Below are 19241 nucleotides of genomic sequence, written 5' to 3'. Positions count from 1 at the left end.
CGCAGGGTTCTATCGCGGGGACGATAAACGGAGGAAACGTGACGGAAGAAGGCGAAAAAAGACGGAAGAACGGGTGACGGCAAGGGAAGGCTGACAAGCCGCGCGGGCCGGGGTATGAATGAAATATCCCCGTCCCTGCCGCACGGCCCGCCCCCGCGCATGGGGTGCGCAACGGGCACGCATACGGACGCGCGGCGCCGCACGGGGGGGAGGGTGCGCCGTGTTCGCCCTGCTGTTCCTGCAACGTCCCTGCGTGGGTTGCGGCTTCTGCTGCGCCAAGGCGCAGTGCCCGCCCGGCCGCGAGGCATACGGCCACCACCGCCGCTGCCCCGGCCTGTTCTGGGACGGGGCGCGCTACCGCTGCCGCCTGGTCATGACCGACGCGCAGGTCGCCGCCGTGCTGCAAGTGGGCGAAGGCTGCTGCCGTCCGCTGAACCGCTGGCGCAAGGATGTGCGGGAACGGGTGAAGCCGCTGTGACGGCGCTTCTGCGGCGCGCGCGGAAGCGACCTGCTCCGCGCACCGGCAGTGTCCCCGCCCTGCTCCGCGTGGTCGGCCTGCCGCCCGGCCCCGGCCATCTCACCCCGCCGCCCCCGTCCCCCGCCGATTCCCCCCAGTCCAAGCCCGCGCGCACGGCTTTGCTTCGGGCGCGGCCTGACGTATACCTTGTGCGCGGGTTGCCCGGCCCACACCCGGCCCGCGCCATCCCCTCACCTCCAACCGCCAACCGGAACCAGCATGTCGCTCACCCAACGCCTCGGCCTTCGCGGCGAGCCCCTGTGGCTCATGGACGGCTCGGCCTTCATCTTCCGGGGCTTCTACGCCTACCAGAGCATGCAGCGCTCCGACGGGTTTCCCACCAACGCGCTGTTCATCGTCACCCGCATCCTGCTGCGCATCCTGCGCGAGGAACGCCCGTCCAACTTCTGCTTCGTGCTGGACGGCAAGGGGCCGACCTTCCGGCACGAGCTGTTCCCGCCGTACAAGATGCAGCGCGCGGTGACGCCGGAACCGCTGGTGCAGCAACTGGACCCCATCAAGCGCATGGTAAGGGCACTTGGCCTCCCATTAGTCGTTTCCGACGGGTGCGAGGCCGACGACTGCATCGCCTCGCTGGCGGCGCGCCACCGCGCCGAGCGGCCCGTGGTCATCGTGGGCACGGACAAGGACCTCAAGCAGTGCCTGCACGACAACGTGGTGCTGTGGGACCCGGCGGCCAAGGAAGAAAAGCTGGTCACGCTCCGGGACTTCACGGCCGAGACGGGCCTGGAGCCCGCCCGCTGGCCGGACTTTCAGGCGGTCATCGGCGATTCGTCGGACAACATTCCCGGCATCCCCGGCGTGGGACCCAAGACGGCGGAAAAGATATTCAAGGACTTCGCCTCGCTGGAGGACATCCGCGACCGCGTGGGCGAGCTGCCCGAAAAGCTGCGCGCCAGGTTCGAACCGCACCTGGACACCATGTTCCTGTACCGTCGGCTGACCACGCTGACCACCGACGCCTGTCCGGAAGTGACCCTACCCGACTTGGCCGTGCACCCGCTGGACCCGGCCGAGGCCGGGGCCGTGCTGCGCGAGTTCGAGCTGCGCCAGCTGACCCGCGAACTGTCCGGCATGATCGAGAACGGCAGCGTCACCTCCGCCCCGCGCACCACCAGCCAGGTGCAGGCCAGCCTGTTCGGCGACGAGGGCCGCCGGGCCGACCCGGTGAACACCTGCAAGGATCCCGGCAAGCTGCCCGACTGCGAGGGCGTGGCCGCCGCCGTGGTGCCGCTGTTCGACAACGGCAACGTCATCGCCTACGCCGTGGCCGCCGGAGACTGCGAAAGCCGCTACTCCGGCCCGGTGGCCGCGCTGGCCCGCCATCTGTCCAAATCCGCCCAGGTCGCCGCGCCCGACGTGAAGCACCTGCTGCGCACCGACCCGGCGTGGGGCGACATCGACCCGGCCCGCTGGTTCGACCTGGGCCTGGCCGCCTACCTGCTGAACCCGGAAGAGCGCGACTACGGCTGGCCGCGCCTGGCCGCCCGCTGGGGCGACGAACTGGAGCGCTCGTCCGGCAACCCCGGCCTGCTGGCGCTGGAAATGGCGGGCGCCCTGTCCGGCCGTCTGGCCGGGGCGCAATTGTCGCGCCTGATGCGCACGTTGGAGATGCCGCTGATCCCCGTGCTGGCGGACATGGAGGCCACGGGCATCGCCGTGGACCTGAACGCCTTCGCCGCCTTCCTGCGCGAGGTGCAGGCCGAACTGGACCGCCTGACGCGCGACGTCTACAAGGCCGCCGGGGGCGAGTTCAACATCCGCTCCTCGCAGCAGCTGGCCGAACTGCTGTTCGGCACGCTGGGCCTGCCCACGGGCGGCAAGACCAAGGGCGGCCAGACCTCCACCGCGCAGGACGTGCTGGAAAAGCTGTCCGGACGCCACCCGGTGGTGGACGCCATCCTGGAGTTCCGCAAGCTGGAAAAGCTGCGCTCCACCTACCTCGAACCGCTGCCGCGTCTGGTGGACGCGGCCGGGCGCATCCACACCACCTTCAACCAGTTGGCCACGGCCACCGGGCGGCTGTCGTCCAGCAACCCGAATTTGCAGAACATTCCCGTGCGGGGCGACCTTGGCCGCCGCATGCGCACCTGCTTCACCGCCGCGCCGGGCCTGCGCCTGGTCTCGGCCGACTATTCGCAGGTGGAACTGCGCGTGCTGGCCCACATGTCGCAAGACCCCACGCTGCTGGCCGCCTTCCGCGAGGGGGCGGACATCCACAGCCGCACCGCCAGCCTGCTGTACGACGTGGCGCAGGACCAGGTGTCCACCGACCAGCGCCGTAACGCCAAGACCATCAACTTCGGGCTCATCTACGGCATGGGGCCGCAGAAGCTGGCGCAGGAACTGCGCATCCCGCTCACCGAGGCCAAGGCGTTCATCGAACGGTACTTCAGCAAGCTCCAGAAGCTGCGCGAATTCTACGACGCGGCCGAAGCATCCGCCCGCGAGCAGGGCTACGTGACCACCATGGCGGGCCGCCGCCGCCTGCTGCCGGAAATCCATTCCGAGAACACCCAGTTGAAGTCGCAGGCCCGCCGCCAGGCCATCAACACCCTGATCCAAGGCAGCGCCGCCGACATCATCAAGCTGGCCATGCTGGCCGCCCACGCCGACCCGGACCTGCGCGCCCTCAACGCCCGGCTCATCCTGCAAGTGCACGACGAACTGCTGCTGGAAGTTCCGGCGGACAACGCCTCCGCCGCAGGCCAACGCCTGGCCGCCATCATGTCCGGCGTGCGGCCTGGCGGCGTCGCGCTCGACGTGCCCCTCGCCGTGGATTGGGGGCAAGGGGAGAACTGGGGCGTTGCGCATTGACGAAATCTGTTGGAAGACATCGCGTGGGGGAGAGGCGGGAAACTTTTGAAAAAGTTTCCCGCCTCTCCCCCACACCCCCTCTCCACCCTTCCAAACTTTTCAAATGGGGCTGACGCCATGGCGCTTTTCCTCACTATCAAAAAGTTTGGGGGGATGGGGGTCCGGGGGAAGGAGACCCTTTGCCTCAGCCGTTAGGCGAGCGCACCGCGCGAGACTTACGGATGAGGACCGCAGAGCGCAAAGGGTCCCTTCCCCCGCAACGCTTTTCGTATTCCCATTGAAGGACCGCATGAAGACACTGATCCTGAAACGCGGGGAAGAGCGCCGCCTGCGCGTGGGGCACCTGTGGGTGTTCAGCAACGAGGTGGACGTGCAGCGCACGCCGCTCAAGGACTTTGCGCCGGGCGAGGCCGCGCTGGTCATGGACGGCGGGGGCCGCTGCCTGGGCACGGCCTACGTGAACCCGGCCTCGCTGATCTGCGCCCGGCTGGTGAGCCGCCGCGAGAACGACCCGCTGAACGCGGACCTGCTCAGGACGCGCATTGGCCGAGCCCTGGCCTTGCGGCAGGCGCTGTTCGACACGCCGCACTACCGGCTGTGCTTCGGCGAGGGCGACATGCTGCCCGGCCTGGTGGTGGACCGCTACGGCGACACGCTGGTGGCCCAGATCACCACGGCGGGCATGGACGCGCAGACGGACGCGGTGGTGGCGGCGCTGGTGGAGGCCATCGGTGACAGGGGGGCCACCGGGGTGCTGCTGCGCAACGACACGGCCTCGCGCGAACTGGAAGGGCTGGCGCGCGAGGTGCGCGTGGCCTACGGGTCCGTGCCCGACACCACGGAGATTTCCGAAAACGGCTGCGCCTTCACCGTGCCGCTCACCGCCGGACAGAAGACCGGGTGGTTCTACGACCAGCGGGACAACCGGGCCTTCGCCGCCCGCTTCGCCAAGGGGCAGAACGTGCTGGACGTGTTCTGCTACGTGGGCAGCTTCGGGGCCACGGCGGCGCGCGCGGGCGCGGCCTCGGTGACGCTGGTGGACGCCTCGCTTCCGGCCATCGAACTGGCGGTGGAGAACGTCAAGGCCAATGGCCGCGCGCACGGGATCAACGGCGTGGGCGGCGTGGACGACGCCGACGGCATCGAGGGCGACGCCTTCGAGGCCATGGCGGAACTGCGGCGCGAGGGCCGCAAGTTCGGCCTGGTGTGCCTGGACCCGCCCGCGTTCATCAAACGGAAGAAAGACGCCAAGCAGGGCCTGGCGGCCTACCAGCGGGCCAACGAACTGGCACTCGACCTGGTGGCCGATGGGGGTGTATTCGTCACCTGTTCCTGCTCGCAACACCTCGACAGGGAAGAACTGCGCCGCGTGCTCACCCATGCCGCGGCGAAACGCAAGATGCAGGCCCAGATCATCGCCCAGGGGCACCAGGGCGCGGACCATCCGGTGCATCCGGCCATGGCCGAGACCGACTACCTGAAATCCTTCACCGCGCGCATCTTCCGCGCCTGAACCGGAGACATTGCGGCATGCTCGACAAGCCCCGCCTGCTCACCCCCGGCCCCACCCCCATTCCCGAACGGGTGCGGCTGGCCATGGCCCAAGACATGATCCACCACCGCAAACCCGCCTTCAAGGCCATCATGGCGGCGGTGCAGCCCAAGCTGCGCACGCTGTTCGGCACGGCGCAGCCGGTGCTGCCCATGGCCTGTTCCGGCTCGGGCGTCATGACCGCCGCCGTGCACGGCCTGTTCAAGCCGGGCGAGAAGGTCATCGTGGTCGAGGGCGGCAAGTTCGGCCAGCGCTGGCGCGAGATCGCCGCCGTGCGCGGCCTTGACGTGGTGTCCGTGGTGGTGGACTGGGGCCGCCCGGTCACCCCGGCGGAAGTGGAAGCCGCCCTGAACGAACACCCCGACGCCGCGGGCGTGCTGGTGCAGTCGTCGGAAACCTCCACCGGCACCCTGCACCCGGTGCGCGAGATCGCCAGGCTCACCGCCACGCGCGACACCCTGCTGGTGGTGGACGGCATCTCCGCCGTGAGCATCTCGCCCTGCCCCATGGACCAATGGGGCATCGACTGCCTGCTCACCGGCTCGCAGAAGGGGCTGATGCTGCCGCCGGGCCTCGCGCTCATCGCGCTGTCCGAGCGGGCCTGGCGCAAGGCGGACACCGTGCCGCCCTCGTGCTTCTATTTCAATTTCCGGGGCGAACTGGCCAACCAAGAAAAACAGCAGACCCTGTTCACCACGCCGGTGAGCCTTGTCATCGGACTCAACGAAAGCCTGGACATGTTCCTGGAAGCCGGGCTGGACACCGTGTACCGCAAGCAGTGGGCGCTGACGCAGATGGCCCGGCGCGGGGTGACGGCCATGGGCCTTGAGCCGTTGGTGAAGGAAGGCTACACATGGGGCCTGACCAGCGTGCTGCTGCCCGAGGGCGTGCCCGCCACCGGCGTGCTGCGCGTGGCGGCGGAACGCTTCGGCGTGATCATGGCCGCCGGGCAGGACCACCTGAAGGAACGCATCATCCGCGTGGGCCACATGGGCTGGCTGGACTGGGCGGACCTGGCCGCCGGGCTGCATGCCCTGGCCGAGGGCTTCCGGGCCTGCGGCGGGTACATCGGCGCGCGCGACGTGCTGGAACAGGCGCTGGCCGCCTACCAGGCCGGGCTGGCGGTGACGCCGGGAACCGAAATCTAACCGCGAAGGATCAGGACATGGCCGACAACGAACGCACCGGCTGCGGCTGCGCGGCTGGCGGAGCCAAGGGTGAAGGCAAGGGCGGCGCGCAGGACGGCGCTCCCCAAATGCCTCAGGTGACCTTTTCCACCTTCATCCTGTCGCTGGCCTCGTCGGCGCTGGTGCAACTGGGCGAAGTGCCCGACCCCGACACCGGGCGCACCAGCGAAAACCTGCTGATGGCCAAGCACACCATCGACGTGCTGACCATGCTGCAAGAGAAGACGCGCGGCTGCGCCGACGCGGACGAGGCGCGCCTGCTGGAGGGCGTGCTGTACGAACTGCGCATGAAGTACGTGGTGCACAGGAAGTAACCGCCAGGTCACACAGTCCAAACAGATCAAACAGCGCAAGGACCACGGCATGACCATCATCCGCGCCGGGCTCGTGGGCGTTACCGGCTACACGGGCATGGAACTTACCCGCCTGCTGGCGGGCCATCCGGACATGCGCCTCGTGCGCGCCACCTCGCGCACCGAGGCGGGCCGCCCCCTGTCCGACATCTATCCCTTCCTGCGCGGGCTGCCCGGCGGCGATGTGGTCATGACCGCGCCCGACCCGGACGACCTGGCCGCCAACTGCGACGTGGCCTTCCTGGCCGTGCCCCACGGGGCGGCCATGGAAATGGGGGCCACCCTGCGCCAGCGCGGCCTGCGCGTGGTGGACCTTTCGGCGGATTTCCGCCTGCGCGACCCTGACGTGTACGAAGCCTGGTACAAGGTGCCGCACACCCGCCGGGCGGAACTGCCCCAGGCGGTGTACGGCCTGCCGGAACTGTACGGCGAGCAGGTGAAGAAGGCGGGCCTGGTGGCCAACCCCGGCTGCTACCCCACGGCCACCATCCTCGGGCTGTACGCGGCGCTCAGGCACGGACTGGTGGAAACCGGCGACATCGTCATCGACGCCAAGTCCGGCGCCACCGGCGCGGGCCGCAAGGCCGCCGTGGGCACCCTGTTCTGCGAGGTGTCCGACACCTTCCGGGCGTACAACATCGGCAAGCACCGCCACACCCCGGAAATCGAACAGGAACTGTCGGTCGTGGCGGGCGCGCCCATGACGGTTTCGTTCAACCCGCACCTGCTGCCCGTCAACCGGGGCATCCTGGCCACCATCTACGCGAAACTGGCAAAACCCGTCAGCCCGCAGGAGGTGCAGGCGGCCTTCGAACAGACCTGGAAGGGGTCGCGCTGGGTGCGCGTGCTGCCCGCCGGGCAGTTGCCGGAAACCCGCCACGTGCGCGGCACCATGTTCTGCGACGTGGGCGTGGTCACCGACCCGCGCACCAACCGCCTGGTCATCCTGTCCGCCATCGACAACCTGTGCCGGGGCGCCTCCGGCCAGGCCGTGGCCAACGCCAACCTGATGTTCGGCCTGCCCGTGGAAACCGGGCTGATGTTGGCCCCGCTCATGCCGTAGGGGCTGGCCCCCAAGCTGCACGGCGGCATGTCTCGTACACAACAGGAACCCACACACAACAGGGGCGCTCCGGCATGGAGCGCCCCCTGTGTTTCCTTCGCGTCGTGCACGCGGCGGCCCGCCTGCCGGTCCTCCCGGCGGCACGGGCGGTCAGGACACGCCCAGAACCTGGCCGGGGTCGATGCCCGCGTCGCGCGGGTCCAGGCAGGCCACCACCTTCACGGCGGTCTGGCCGGAAAGGTCCAGTCTGCGATGCGCGGCCGGGCGGCCCTTGGGGTCGCGCACCACGATCACTTCCGGCAGCAGCGGTTCGCGCGCGTTGGCCTTGCTGACCACGCCGCGCTGGCCGGTGTTCAGTTCCACCACGCTGCCCACGGGGTATATCCCGAGACACCGGATGAACCGCTCCACGAAGCCGGGGTGAAAATCCTGCCCGCGCAGCCGTACATCAGGCCCAGCGCCTTGTGCGGCAGCATGGCGGCCTTGTACACCCGGCGGCTGGTCAGGGCGTCGTACACGTCCACCACGGCCAGGATGCGGGCGATGATGCTGATCTCCTCGCCCTTGAGGCCGCGCGGATAGCCCAGGCCGTTGAACTTCTCGTGGTGCTCCAGCATGCCCGCCAGCACTTCGTCGTAGACCATGGGGTTGTCGCGCACCTGCTCCCACCCCAGTTCGGGGTGGCGCTTCATGACGCCGAATTCCGCAGGCGTCAGGCGGCGCGGACTGTTCAGGATGGCGTCGGGCACGCGGGCCTTGCCCAGGTCGTGGAACAGCCCGGCCAGGCCCACCCGGCTCAGGGTGATGTCGCCGAAGCCCAGGTGCCGCCCGAAGACCACGGCCAGCACGGCCACGTTGATGCAGTGGGTGTAGGTGTATTCGTCCACCGAGCGCAGCTTGGAAAGGCCCAGCAGCGCGTTGGCGTTGCGGGTGACGCTGGAAAGGATGCCCTCGACCATGGGCTGGGCGGACTGCACGTCCACGAAGCCGTCCTGGCGCATGGCCTCCATGGCCTTGCGCGCGAACCCCACGGATTCGTCGTACAGCGTGCGGGCCAGGGGCATTTCCTCGGCCAGCGGCACGGTGGGCGCCAGCGGGTCGTTGTCGTCCAGTTCGCGCGCCAGTTCGGCGGAAATGGCCTCTTCGTCGCTCAGGCCCTCGGTGCCGTCACCCCCCAGCGAGCGGCGCGTGTCCACGAAGACTTCCAGAAAGCCTTCGCGCTGGATGCGCAGCACGTCGCCTTCGGAGCCCACGAGCCCCACCTGGCTGTACAGGTACGGATTCTCGAGCCAGGACAGGCCCATGTCCACCACGTACATGCCGGGTTTGAGATCCCGCGTGGAGATCTTCTTGAGCACCGGTGCCTCCTCCCCTCCCCTGCGCGTCGCCGGTGCGGCGACCCTTTGCATCTACGTGTCTTCGCTGCAAAAAACAACTCCCCTTCCGGTTTCGCGCCATGGGGAAAGCGCCCGCACGGGGAACTCCGGCGGCACCCTCCGGCGCAATGCAGGACACCCCCACGGGACGGCGCTCCCTCCCCGCCGCTCTGGGGGTATCACCACCTTGTCCACTCCCCTCGCACCTGTCATACTGGAAAGCTCCACATCACACCGAACCACCGGACGGCGCGCCCGGTTCGCCGCCATCCGCACACCGCGCCCACGCGGGACGGAGCCCGCACCCATGCAGGCCCAGAATCCCCCACAGTCGCCCACCATCTTCATCGCCCGGCAGACCATCTTCGACGCCTCGGGCGCGTTGTGGGGGCATGAACTGCTGTTCCGCGACAGCCCCAGCGGCCCCGCGCGCATCGACGATCCCGACGCCGCCACCGCCTCGGTCATCGCCGACGGCTACGCCATCGCCAGCGAGACCATCCCCGGCGTCACCCCCTTCCTGATCAACTTTCCCGAAGGGCTGCTGCTGTCCGGCGCGGCGGAGGTGCTGCCCCCCGACCGGTGCATCCCCGAAATCCTCGAAACGGTGCAGCCCACGCCCGAACTGGTGGAAGCCCTGCATACCCTGAAGCGGGCGGGCTACCGGCTGGCCGTGGACGACTTCGTGGGGCAGGACCAGGCCGTGCCGCTGCTGGGGCTGGCGGACATCATCAAGGTGGACGTGCTGGGCGTGCCCCCGGCGGAACTGCCCGCGCTGACGGCCAACCTGCGCAAGCGCCACCACGCCGTGCTGCTGGCGGAAAAGGTGGAGAACGCGGCCATGTTCGGGCAGTGTCGCATGCTGGGGTACACCCTGTTCCAGGGCTACCACTTCGCCCGGCCGGTCATCGTGCCGGGGCGCACCCTGTCATCGGCCCAGACCTCGCGCCTGCACCTGATGCAGTCGCTGACCGGCGAGGCCGACCCGCACAAGCTGGTGCGCGCCGTCACCGTGGACCCCGGCCTGACCTACCGCCTGCTGCGCTACATCAACTCCGCGTGGTTCGCCCTGCTGAAGGAAGTGACCTCGGTCCAGCACGCCGCCTCGTTGCTGGGCTTCGAGACGTTGCGCAAGTGGCTGCTGGTGATCACCCTGGCCGACACGGCGGGCAGCGCCGCCCCGGCCGAGGTCATGCGCACGGCCGTGACCCGGGCGCGGTTCCTGGAACTGCTGTGCGGGCTTGTGCGCACCTGCACCCACGCGCCGGAATCCATGTTCCTGCTGGGCCTGCTGTCGCAACTGGACGCGCTGCTGGGCATCGCCATGCCCGTCCTGCTGGCCCACCTGCCCCTGGACGCGGACTTCCGCGCCGCCCTTTCCGGCGAGCCTTCGCCCATGAGCGACGAACTGAACCTGGCCCTGCTGCTGGAACGCGGCGCCTGGGACGAAGCCCTGCCGCTGATGGCGAAACTGGGCTTTTCGCCCATGGACGTGGCCCGCAGCAACATCGACGCGCAGGTGTGGACCAGCCGGATACTGAATTAGCGGGGCACCGGCAGACACACCGGACGGCCTGAACGGGAGAAAACGAGAGGGAACGCGGAAAGGGCACGCCGATGGCGTGCCCTTTTGCGCTGCAATGCTTTCCCCGACGTAGCGCGGCCCGAGCCGCCCAAGAGGCCCTACCCGTCGGCCATGCGCAGGTCGGTCACCCGCCTGGACTTGCCGAACGAACGCGGCAGCACGCCGGGGTCCACCACCTGCACGGCCACGCGGGCCATCAGCTTCTTGTGCAGACGGTCGCCCACCCCGCGCGCCAGGCCCGCGTCGGCGTCGGCGGTGGCGCCCTCCAGCCGTTCCACCTGCAACAGCATGGCGTCCCGGCCGTCGGTGCGGGTGAGCTGGATGTGGTACTCGGACCCCAGCACCGGGAATTCGTGCAGCACGTCGGCGATCTGGCCGGGGTAGATGTTCACCCCCCGGAAGATGATCATGTCGTCAGAGCGGCCCAGGATATGGTCGTGCCGGGGGATGCACCGCCCGCACGAACACTGGCCGGGCAGCATGCGCGTCAGGTCGCGGGTGCGGTAGCGGACCAGCGGCGAGGCCTCCTTGCGCAGCGAGGTGACCACCATCTCGCCCACCTCGCCGGGGGCCACGGGTTGCAGGGTGGCCGGGTCCAGGATTTCGATGACGAACAAATCCGCCCAGTAGTGCAGCCCTTCGCGCGCGTCGCATTCCAGCCCGGTGCCGGGGCCGTACATCTCGGTCATGCCCGCGATGTCGTAGCTGCCCGCAAGGCCCAGCTTCTGCTCGAAGGTGGCGCGCATGCGCGGGCTGTGCGTCTCCGCGCCAAAGATGACCTTGCGCAGCTTCACCTTGTCCAGCAGGCCGTTGCGCTCCACTTCCTCGGCCATCAGCAGGGCCATGGACGCCGTGGACCCCAGGCAGGTCACGCCCATGTCCACCAGCAACTGCAACTGCATCTCCAGGTTGCCCGGCCCCACCGGCACGGTGAGCGCGCCGAACTTCTCGGACCCCAGTTGGAACCCGGCCCCCGCCGTCCACAGGCCGTAGCCCACGGCGATCTGCACGCGGTCCTCGCGGGTAAGGCCCGCCAGTTCGTAGCAACGGGCCATTTGCAGGGCAAAAGTGTCCACGTCGTTCTGGGTGTAGGCCAGGATCTTGCGCTTGCCCGTGGTGCCCGACGAGGCGTGGATGCGCACCACGTCGCTCTCCGGCACGGACAGCAGTGGCAGGGGGTAGCCCTCGCGCAGGTCTTCCACGCTGGAGGTGGGCAGGCGCACGATGTCGTCCAGGGTGCGGATGTCGTCGGGGTGCACGCCCGCCGCGTCGAACTTGGCCTTGTAGGCCGGGCAGTTGGCGTAGGCGTGGCGCACGGTCCAGCGCAGGCCCTCGGTCTGCACGCGATGCAGGGTTTCGGGATCGAGATGGGGCAGGAAGCGGTGCTGCGACATGGAAGCGGACTCCTGGGGACGGCGGAATATGGGGGCGCGGCGCAACGACAGGGCGTGGCCGAGCGAAGCCGGACAGCGCGCCGGACGGTGTTCCGGGCAGTGTTCCGAACGGGCGCGCGGCTTGTGCGCGGGCGTAAAAGCCTGTATCTGAGGCCCACGCGACGCACCGGGCAGTCCCCCATCAAGGGGATCGGCAACCCGCCGGAAAGCCGCCGGTGAGTGCCGAAGGCCACGCCCCGCCGGGGCACGGCCGCCCGCGAAAGCCCGGCGCAATCGTTCCGGAAGGCGGCGTCGCGCAGCGCCCCGCACATTGTATACAATCCGGGGCGCACCAGAGAGCTACCACGAATCCTCGCGGGGGAAAACCCCGGCCCGGCCTGCCGCCGCGCGGCCCCCGCATCATCCCCTTGCCGCATCAGGAGGCCCACAGTGCGGATACTCATCGTCGGATCCGGCGGGCGCGAACACGCCCTGGCCTGGAAGCTGCGCCAGAGCCCCCTCGTCAAGGACATCTTCATCGCGCCCGGTAACGGCGGCACCGCCCTGGAAGGCGCCAACGTGTCCATTTCCGACGGCGACCTGCCCGCGCTGGTGCGCTTTGCGCTGGACGAAAAGATCGACCTCGTGGTGCCCGGCCCGGAACTGCCGCTGGTGCTGGGCATCAAGGACGCCATGGTGACGGCGGGCGTGCCCTGCTTCGGCCCCGACGCCTACGGCGCGCAGTTGGAAGGCAGCAAGTCCTTTGCGAAAGAGGTCATGCGCGCGGCGGGCGTGCCCACGGCGGCCTTCGGGGTGTTCGACGACGCCGATGCCGCCCGCGCCTACATCCGCGCCAACGGCGCGCCCGTGGTGGTCAAGGCCGACGGCCTGGCCGCTGGCAAGGGCGTCGTGGTGGCCCGCACCGTGGACGAAGCGCTGGAGGCCGTGGACGACATGATGGTCCGGCGCGCCTTTGGCGATGCGGGCGCGCGCGTGGTGGTGGAAAGCGCGCTGGCGGGCGAGGAGGCGTCCTTCCTGTGCCTGTGCGACGGCGAAACGGTCATCCCCCTGCCCTCGGCGCAGGACCACAAGGCCGTGTTCGACAACGACGAAGGCCCCAACACCGGCGGCATGGGCGCGTACAGCCCCGCGCCGGTGCTGCCCGAATCGCGCTACGAAGAGATGATCGACCTCGTGATCCGCCCCGTGCTGCGCGAACTGATCAGGCGCGGCCACCCCTTCACCGGGGTGCTCTACGCGGGCCTGATGATGACCGCCGAAGGCCCCATGGTGCTGGAATTTAACACCCGCTTCGGCGACCCGGAATGCCAGCCGCTGCTGATGCGCCTTGACGGCGACCTTGCCGCCATCATGCTGGCGGGCACCCAGGGCCGCCTGCACGAAACCACCCTGCCCCTGAAGCGCGAAACCGCGCTGGGCGTGGTCATGGCGGCCAGGGGCTACCCCGGCGATTACGCCAAGGGCATGGCCATTTCCGGCATCGAGGATGCCGAGGCGTTGGGCCCGGTCAAGGTGTTCCAGGCGGGCACCGAACGGCGCGACGGCGCCACTCTGTCGCGCGGCGGGCGCGTGCTGTGCGTGACCGCCCTGGGCGACAGCCTGGCCGACGCGCAGGCCCTGGCCTATCGTGCCGTTGCCAAGGTGCGCATGGACAATGCCCACTACCGCAGCGACATCGGCGCCAAGGGGTTGAAGCGCGCGGGGTAGCCCCACGCACGGGAGGGCGGGCCACCGGGCCGCGCCGCCCGACACCGGACGACGTTCACGGTACTGCCCTCACGTTCCCCCGCGCCGTCAGGCGGCACGTGACGCGGGTTACCGAACCCTTATCGACACCAGGAGACCAGCCATGACCACCATGACCACCACGGCCCGGGTTGCCGTTTTCATGGGCTCCGCCTCGGACGAGGACACCGTGCGCCCGTGCACCGAAGTGCTCGACAGCCTGGGCATTTCCTACCTGTTCACCGTCAGTTCCGCCCACCGCACCCCGGAACGCACCGAAACCCTGGTGACCAGGCTGGAAGCCGAAGGCTGCCAGGTATTCATCTGCGCGGCGGGCATGGCCGCCCACCTGGCCGGGGCCGTGGCCGCGCGCACCCAGAAGCCGGTCATCGGCATTCCGGTGGCGGCGTCCGCTCTTGGCGGCATGGACGCCCTGCTGGCCACGGTGCAGATGCCCCCCGGCTTTCCGGTGGCCACCGTGGCCCTGGACAAGGCGGGGGCGCGCAACGCCGCCTGGCTGGCCGCGCAAATCCTGGCCCTGGCCGACCCGGCCCTGTCCCAGCGCCTTGCCGCCGCCCGCGCCAAGATGAAGGCCGACGCGGAAAAGGCCGGGGAAGAACTGGAAGCGCGGTACCGGAAGTAGCTGCGCCCTCTTCGTTTTTTTCAGCCGGCATACCTGATCGGCATCGCACCAAAACGCAACGACGGCCGCGCCCCACCGGGACGCGGCCGTCATGCGTCTGGTCCGTTTCGGAAGGGTTCGGAAAGGAATCGTCCCTTGCCGCGGGGCAACCGGGAGGGGTTGCGAACCCGTCAAAACCTCTGGTGGCCGACACTCTGGTGTCCGGCCTGCTCGAATCCAGCGCTCTCGTGTCCGGTCATCCGGCGCTCCGGCTCACCCTCAGGCGTTGCCCATGGGCTCCCCGTCGCGCAACAGGTCGCGGTACACGATCTCGCTGATGCGGATGACCTTCAGCCGGTATTCGTCCTCTTCCGGGTGGCAGTGCGCGCAGCCGTCGGTGACGATCATGCAGTGCTCGTCAAGGTCGGCGGCGTGCACGCCCACGCCGTGCAGTACAACGGTTGCGCGGCCATGTTCCCACATCACCGGCCTGCCGCAACGGGCGCATTCCACAAACATCAATTCGGGATCATAGCCTTTCGGCTGCGATGGCACGTGGGGCTGCCGCTCAACAACGCGATCAATGCGGTCAATCTGGCGCATGGCGTTCCTCCCTGGCTTGTGCCCGGCTCGTGCCGAACCTTTGATGGTCGCGGAATCGTTGGTCGCTCGTCCTCCCGATTGTTCCCGTGAAGCGCTCCGTGGTGGCGTCCGGCGGTGTCCGTGACCGTCCGTAACCGTCCATCACTGGGGGCCGTCCGCCTGTTCCACGCGCTATGTCTTCAACAGTAAGTTATGCGCGCGTCCGAAGCAACGCCTGCGCACCAGATGCAGCACGATAAACGTCGCAAGCGCCGTTGACGCCACGATCATCAGCATGACCACGATCTGGTAGCGCACGGCGTCGGCCGGGTCCGCCCCGGCCATGATCTGGCCGGTCATCATGCCGGGTATGGACACCAGGCCCACGCCCATCATGGAATTGACGGACGGGATCATGCCCGCGCGCAGCGCCTCGCGGAAGATGTCCGCGCTGGCCTCGTCCCGGTCGGCGCCAAGGCACAGGCGCATTTCCACCTCTGCCCGGCGGCCGCGCAGGTCGGCAAACAGGCGGTCCAGCGCCACGGCCAGCGCGTTCATGGAATTGCCCGCCACCATGCCCCCGATGGGGATGAAGTACTGCGGCTCCCACCACGGTTTGGCCCCGATGATCAGCCCCGTGACCACGAAGGTCACCAGAAAGAAGGTCACCTGCACCGCCAGCAGGGTGGGCATGAAGTAGTCCACGCTCTTCTCGCGCACCCGCCCCTTGACGATGCGCGCCGCGAACCAGGTCATGACCATGTACACGCCCACCACCAGCAGCGCCGATTGCAGGCCGAACAGGATGCGCAGCAGGTAGCCCATGGCGAACAGCTGGACAAAGGTGCGCAGCGTGCCGATGGCCAGGTCGCGCTCCAGCTTCAGGTGGTGCGCCAGCGACAGCGCGCCCGCCAGCAGCACGAAGACCACGGCCACGGCCAGCTGCCACGGCCCGATCTGGATGTAGGCCATCCCCAGCGGATCGTTCATGCGGCGCCTCCGGTGACCATGCCGGCGGCGGTATCGTCCCCTGCGGGCGCCACCGCCAGTTCATGCACCCCGCCGTCCCGCACGCGCACGTCGCGCCAGGGGCGGCGCGCCGGGCGGTAGGCCCCGTGGGTGACCATGAGCACGGTCACCCCGTCCTCGTTCAATTCCTCGGTCAGGGCTTCCACCACCGCGCTGCTTTCCGGGTCCAGCGCACTGGTGGGCTCGTCCATCAGCAGGGCGGCCGGGCGCAGCAACATGGTGCGGATGATGCACACCCGCTGGCGCTGCCCCACGCTGAGCGCGGCGGCCGTGGCGTCCAGCCCCACCCCGGCCAGCCGGAAGCGGGCCAGCCACCCGGCCAGTTCCGCGCCGTCGGGGGGCGTCAGCCCCTTGTTGGCGGCAAAGGTGAACGGCAGCAGCAGGTTGTCGCGCACCGTGCCCGCGCCCACCGTGGGGGTTTGCTGCACGAATCCGAGGGTGCGGCGCAGCTCGGCCGGTGGAATGTCCGCCACCGGTCGGCCGCCACATCGGACCACCCCGGCGTCGGCCTCCTCCAGCCGTACGGCAAGCCGCAGCAGGGTGGACTTGCCCGCGCCCGACGGCCCGGTGAGCATGACGAAATCGCCGGGGCGCACCGCAAGGTTCACGTGGGCAAGGCCGGGGTGCCCCGGCTGGGCGGAATGGACGGATGAAGCGCTGGCGGGGGCAGGCGCGGCGGCCGGAACGGAAGGAACGGGCGAAGCGGACCCCGCCCCCGGCGAGGCCGCGCCATTCCCCGTCGTGCCGGACGGATACGCGAACGACACGTCGTCGAACTGAAGAAGTGGCTGCATGCCCCCAATCTACCGCCGGGCGCGCGGGGGTGTCATCAACTATCATCCGGGCCTATGGGGAGCGCGTCCCGTGCGGGCGGCCGCCAATGGCGGGTGCGATTGCCGCCGTCCTCCCCGCGCCCTGCCGCGCACCCTCCCCGCCCCCGCTTTACCTTGCCCGCCCGAGTGGCTACAGATGAACCATGCACACGCACGACCACGACACCGCCCGTTCCCCCGCCGACGCCAACGCCGAAGCCACCGCCACGGCCTCTGCATCCTCCGCGCGCGGCGCGCGCCGCCGCATCCAGGTGTTGCCCGCCGACCTGCGCAACCAGATCGCCGCGGGCGAGGTGGTGGAACGCCCGGCCAGCGTGGTCAAGGAACTGATCGAAAACAGCCTGGACGCCGGGGCCACCACCATCGAGGTGGCGCTGGACAACGGCGGGCAGTCGCTGATCATGGTGCGCGACGACGGCGGCGGCATCCCGGCCGAAGAACTGGAACTGGCCGTCACCCGCCACGCCACCAGCAAGGTGGCCAACCTGGCGGAACTGGCCCGCATCGGCAGCTTCGGCTTCCGGGGCGAGGCGCTGCCCTCCATCGCCTCGGTGTCGCGGTTCCGCATGACCTCGGCCCCCACGGCGCCCGACGGAGCGGGCGGAGCGGACGGCGCGCCCGGCGAGGCCACCTTCATCGAGGTGGCGCACGGCCACGTGGTGGCCTCCGGCCCGGCTGCGCTGCACCGGGGCACCATCGTCGAGGTGCGCGACCTGTTCGCCAACGTGCCCGCGCGCCTGAAATTCCTGAAGACCCAGGCCACGGAGTTGAAGCGCTGCCAGGAACTGTTCGCGCGGCTGGCCCTGACCCGGCCGGACGTGGCCTTCACCCTGTCCGCAGGCGGGCGCGAGGTGTTGCGCTTTCCCGCCGGGCAGACCCTGGCCCGGCGGCTGGCCGTGCTGTGGCCCCCGGCCGTGGTGGACACCCTGCACCCCTTCGACCGCATGACCGACGGCATCCGCGTGCACGGGCTGGCCGCCGACCCGCGCGGCGCGCAGCCCCGGCCCGACCGCATGCTGCTGTACGTCAACGGCCGCGCCGTCAACGACCGGCTGCTGCTGAAGGCCGTGCGCGAGGCGTACAAGGGCCGCCTGCTGGCCCGAGAATACCCGCAGCTTGCCCTGTTCCTGGACATCGACCCGGAAGAGGTGGACGTGAACGTGCACCCGGCCAAGAACGAGGTGCGCTTTCGCGACGAGCGCGCCGTGTTCGTGGCCGTGCTGCGCGCGCTGGGCGAATCGCTGGACCGCATGGCAGCCATGGGGGCACCCGGTGAAGATGTCGAGGCGACCGGGGCGCTGCCGGGGCAGGATCCGTTGGCAGGGATGGACCGGGGCGCGGGCCAGCCGGGCGGCTGGCGGGACGGTGATGCCGGGCAGGTCGGACAGGACAGGCAGAACAGGCAGAACGGGCAGGCCCACGCAACCCAGCCGGATTTCTCCGGCGCGCACGCCGCCGGGCCGCGCGTTTCCGACCCCGACGCCCCCCGGCGCGAGGCGCGTCCCCTGGGCTTCTGGGGGCAGGCCGACGCCCGCGACGTGATCATCGACAAGCGCCAGCGCGAGGACGGCCCGTATGCTCCCGGCGAGGCCAGCCACGCAGGCGACACCGGCCACCCCGACGCCCCCGATCCGCGCATCGATTTCCGTCCCGGCCTGCCCGGCGCGCGGCGCGACGGCCCGGCGCCCGCCCTGCTGGTGACCGAGGAATCCGGCCTTGCCGCCTCCCCCGGCCATCTGGCGGACGGAGCCCGTCCGTTCACCGACGCCGCCCCCCCCGCCGCGCATCCCTCCCCGGCCGATTTCGCCATGGAGGATACCCGCGAGGGCGGCGTGCGCATCGGCGAATACACCTACCTCGGCCAGATCGCGGACACCTATCTCGTGCTGCGCCGGGGCCGGGACACCCTGCTGCTGGTGGACCAGCACGCCGCCCACGAATGCGTGCTGCACGAACGCATCAAACGGCGCGGCACGGCGGGCGGCGGCCAGTTCCTGGCCCTGCCCGTGGAACTGCCCCTGCACCCGGCCGAGGCGGAACGGCTGCACGAGTTGCGGCCCGACCTGGAATCCCTGGGCTTCGCGCTGGAAACCTCCGGGTCCACGGTGCGCGCCCGGGCCGTGCCCGCCCTGCTGGACCGTTCCGAAGCGGCCGCCTTCCTGCGCGAGGCGGTGGCGGGCCGGACCAACGACCTGGGTGCCCTGTGGGCCATGATGGCCTGCAAGGGCGCCATCAAGGCCGGGCAGCGCCTGACCCCCGACGAGGCCGCCGGGCTGGTGGCCCAGTGGCTGGCCACGCCGGGGCGCGACTTCTGCCCGCACGGCCGCCCGGCGGTGCTCACCTTCACCCCCGGCGAGATGGAGCGGATGTTCAAGCGCCGGGCGTAGGGGCATTTTCCGCCTGCACACCCGGCTCCTCCCCCCCGCCCGGCTCCGCCACGCGGGCGGCTGCTCCCCGGCCCTTTCCCTCCTCTCCCGCTCAGCCCCTTTACCCGACGCCGCCACCGGAGTACTCTGCACAGGATACCCATGCGCAGCCGCCGACGCCTTGCGGTTCCGGCCCTGTCGCACGCCTTGAGCCCTTTG

General features: G+C 69.8%; 16 protein-coding genes. 10 read left to right on the top strand and 6 right to left on the bottom strand.

Annotated features, from left to right (window positions below; translation table 11 throughout):
- The first annotated feature begins 220 nt into the window (after nucleotides 1-220).
- The 6 genes from V6B97_RS00650 to argC all read left to right on the top strand — a co-directional run bounded on the left by V6B97_RS00650 (nucleotide 221) and on the right by argC (nucleotide 7510).
- Complete coding sequence (locus tag V6B97_RS00650) at nucleotides 221-478, top strand: hypothetical protein (protein ID WP_333504564.1); 258 nt, start codon at nucleotides 221-223, stop codon at nucleotides 476-478.
- 258 nt (nucleotides 479-736) lie between these two features.
- On the top strand, nucleotides 737-3355 hold the full coding sequence (gene polA / locus V6B97_RS00645; protein WP_333504563.1) for a DNA polymerase I: 2619 nt from the start codon (nucleotides 737-739) through the stop codon (nucleotides 3353-3355).
- Nucleotides 3356-3644: 289 nt separating this feature from the next.
- Nucleotides 3645-4868, top strand: a complete 1224-nt coding sequence (locus V6B97_RS00640; RefSeq protein ID WP_333504562.1) for a class I SAM-dependent rRNA methyltransferase — start codon at nucleotides 3645-3647, stop codon at nucleotides 4866-4868.
- A 17-nt stretch (nucleotides 4869-4885) separates the two neighbouring features.
- Nucleotides 4886-6055, top strand: a complete 1170-nt coding sequence (locus V6B97_RS00635) for a pyridoxal-phosphate-dependent aminotransferase family protein (protein ID WP_333504561.1) — start codon at nucleotides 4886-4888, stop codon at nucleotides 6053-6055.
- A gap of 17 nt (nucleotides 6056-6072) precedes the next feature.
- Nucleotides 6073-6408, top strand: a complete 336-nt coding sequence (locus V6B97_RS00630; RefSeq protein ID WP_333504560.1) for a DUF1844 domain-containing protein — start codon at nucleotides 6073-6075, stop codon at nucleotides 6406-6408.
- Between the two features lie 49 nt (nucleotides 6409-6457).
- The gene (gene argC, locus V6B97_RS00625; RefSeq protein WP_333504559.1) at nucleotides 6458-7510 is read left to right on the top strand and encodes an N-acetyl-gamma-glutamyl-phosphate reductase; all 1053 of its coding nucleotides are present in this window, start codon (nucleotides 6458-6460) and stop codon (nucleotides 7508-7510) included.
- Between the two features lie 150 nt (nucleotides 7511-7660).
- On the opposite strand, the gene V6B97_RS00620 is transcribed toward argC, so the two are convergent.
- A complete protein-coding gene (locus V6B97_RS00620; RefSeq protein ID WP_333504558.1) occupies nucleotides 7661-7885 on the bottom strand; it encodes a hypothetical protein in 225 nt (74 codons plus the stop codon).
- Entirely contained in the window at nucleotides 7864-8868 is a 1005-nt protein-coding gene (locus tag V6B97_RS00615; protein WP_333504557.1) for an HD-GYP domain-containing protein, read from the bottom strand. The genes V6B97_RS00620 and V6B97_RS00615 overlap by 22 nt, the downstream gene beginning before the upstream one ends.
- A gap of 325 nt (nucleotides 8869-9193) precedes the next feature.
- Between V6B97_RS00615 and V6B97_RS00610 the strand changes: the two genes are divergently transcribed.
- Nucleotides 9194-10432 carry an EAL and HDOD domain-containing protein gene (locus V6B97_RS00610; RefSeq protein ID WP_333504556.1) on the top strand — a complete coding sequence of 413 codons (1239 nt, stop codon included), beginning with the start codon at nucleotides 9194-9196 and terminating at the stop codon, nucleotides 10430-10432.
- A gap of 137 nt (nucleotides 10433-10569) precedes the next feature.
- Here V6B97_RS00610 and V6B97_RS00605 read toward each other — a convergent pair whose 3' ends face one another.
- Nucleotides 10570-11865, bottom strand: a complete 1296-nt coding sequence (locus V6B97_RS00605; protein ID WP_333504555.1) for a phenylacetate--CoA ligase — start codon at nucleotides 11863-11865, stop codon at nucleotides 10570-10572.
- A gap of 429 nt (nucleotides 11866-12294) precedes the next feature.
- Between V6B97_RS00605 and purD the strand changes: the two genes are divergently transcribed.
- Together purD and purE are read left to right on the top strand one after the other, a co-directional pair.
- Entirely contained in the window at nucleotides 12295-13572 is a 1278-nt protein-coding gene (purD, locus tag V6B97_RS00600) for a phosphoribosylamine--glycine ligase (RefSeq protein ID WP_333504554.1), read from the top strand.
- A gap of 142 nt (nucleotides 13573-13714) precedes the next feature.
- Entirely contained in the window at nucleotides 13715-14233 is a 519-nt protein-coding gene (purE, locus tag V6B97_RS00595) for a 5-(carboxyamino)imidazole ribonucleotide mutase (RefSeq protein WP_333504553.1), read from the top strand.
- Between the two features lie 258 nt (nucleotides 14234-14491).
- Here purE and V6B97_RS00590 read toward each other — a convergent pair whose 3' ends face one another.
- The 3 genes from V6B97_RS00590 to V6B97_RS00580 all read right to left on the bottom strand — a co-directional run bounded on the left by V6B97_RS00590 (nucleotide 14492) and on the right by V6B97_RS00580 (nucleotide 16617).
- Nucleotides 14492-14731, bottom strand: a complete 240-nt coding sequence (locus tag V6B97_RS00590; RefSeq protein WP_333504551.1) for a hypothetical protein — start codon at nucleotides 14729-14731, stop codon at nucleotides 14492-14494.
- Between the two features lie 255 nt (nucleotides 14732-14986).
- On the bottom strand, nucleotides 14987-15784 hold the full coding sequence (locus tag V6B97_RS00585) for an ABC transporter permease (protein WP_333504550.1): 798 nt from the start codon (nucleotides 15782-15784) through the stop codon (nucleotides 14987-14989).
- Nucleotides 15781-16617: an ABC transporter ATP-binding protein gene (locus V6B97_RS00580; RefSeq protein WP_333504549.1), complete on the bottom strand. Its 837-nt coding sequence runs from the start codon at nucleotides 16615-16617 to the stop codon at nucleotides 15781-15783. Before V6B97_RS00580 ends, V6B97_RS00585 begins: the two co-directional genes overlap by 4 nt.
- Nucleotides 16618-16799: 182 nt before the next feature.
- Here V6B97_RS00580 and mutL point away from each other — a divergent pair, with 182 nt between their 5' ends.
- Nucleotides 16800-19043: a DNA mismatch repair endonuclease MutL gene (gene mutL / locus V6B97_RS00575; RefSeq protein WP_333504548.1), complete on the top strand. Its 2244-nt coding sequence runs from the start codon at nucleotides 16800-16802 to the stop codon at nucleotides 19041-19043.
- Nucleotides 19044-19241: the final 198 nt, after the last annotated feature.

It is taken from the genome of Nitratidesulfovibrio sp. 1201_IL3209 (assembly GCF_036763125.1).
Classification (GTDB): domain Bacteria; phylum Desulfobacterota; class Desulfovibrionia; order Desulfovibrionales; family Desulfovibrionaceae; genus Cupidesulfovibrio.
Note: the sequence above shows the minus strand (reverse complement) of the source record. Positions and strands in the feature narration are given on the sequence as shown.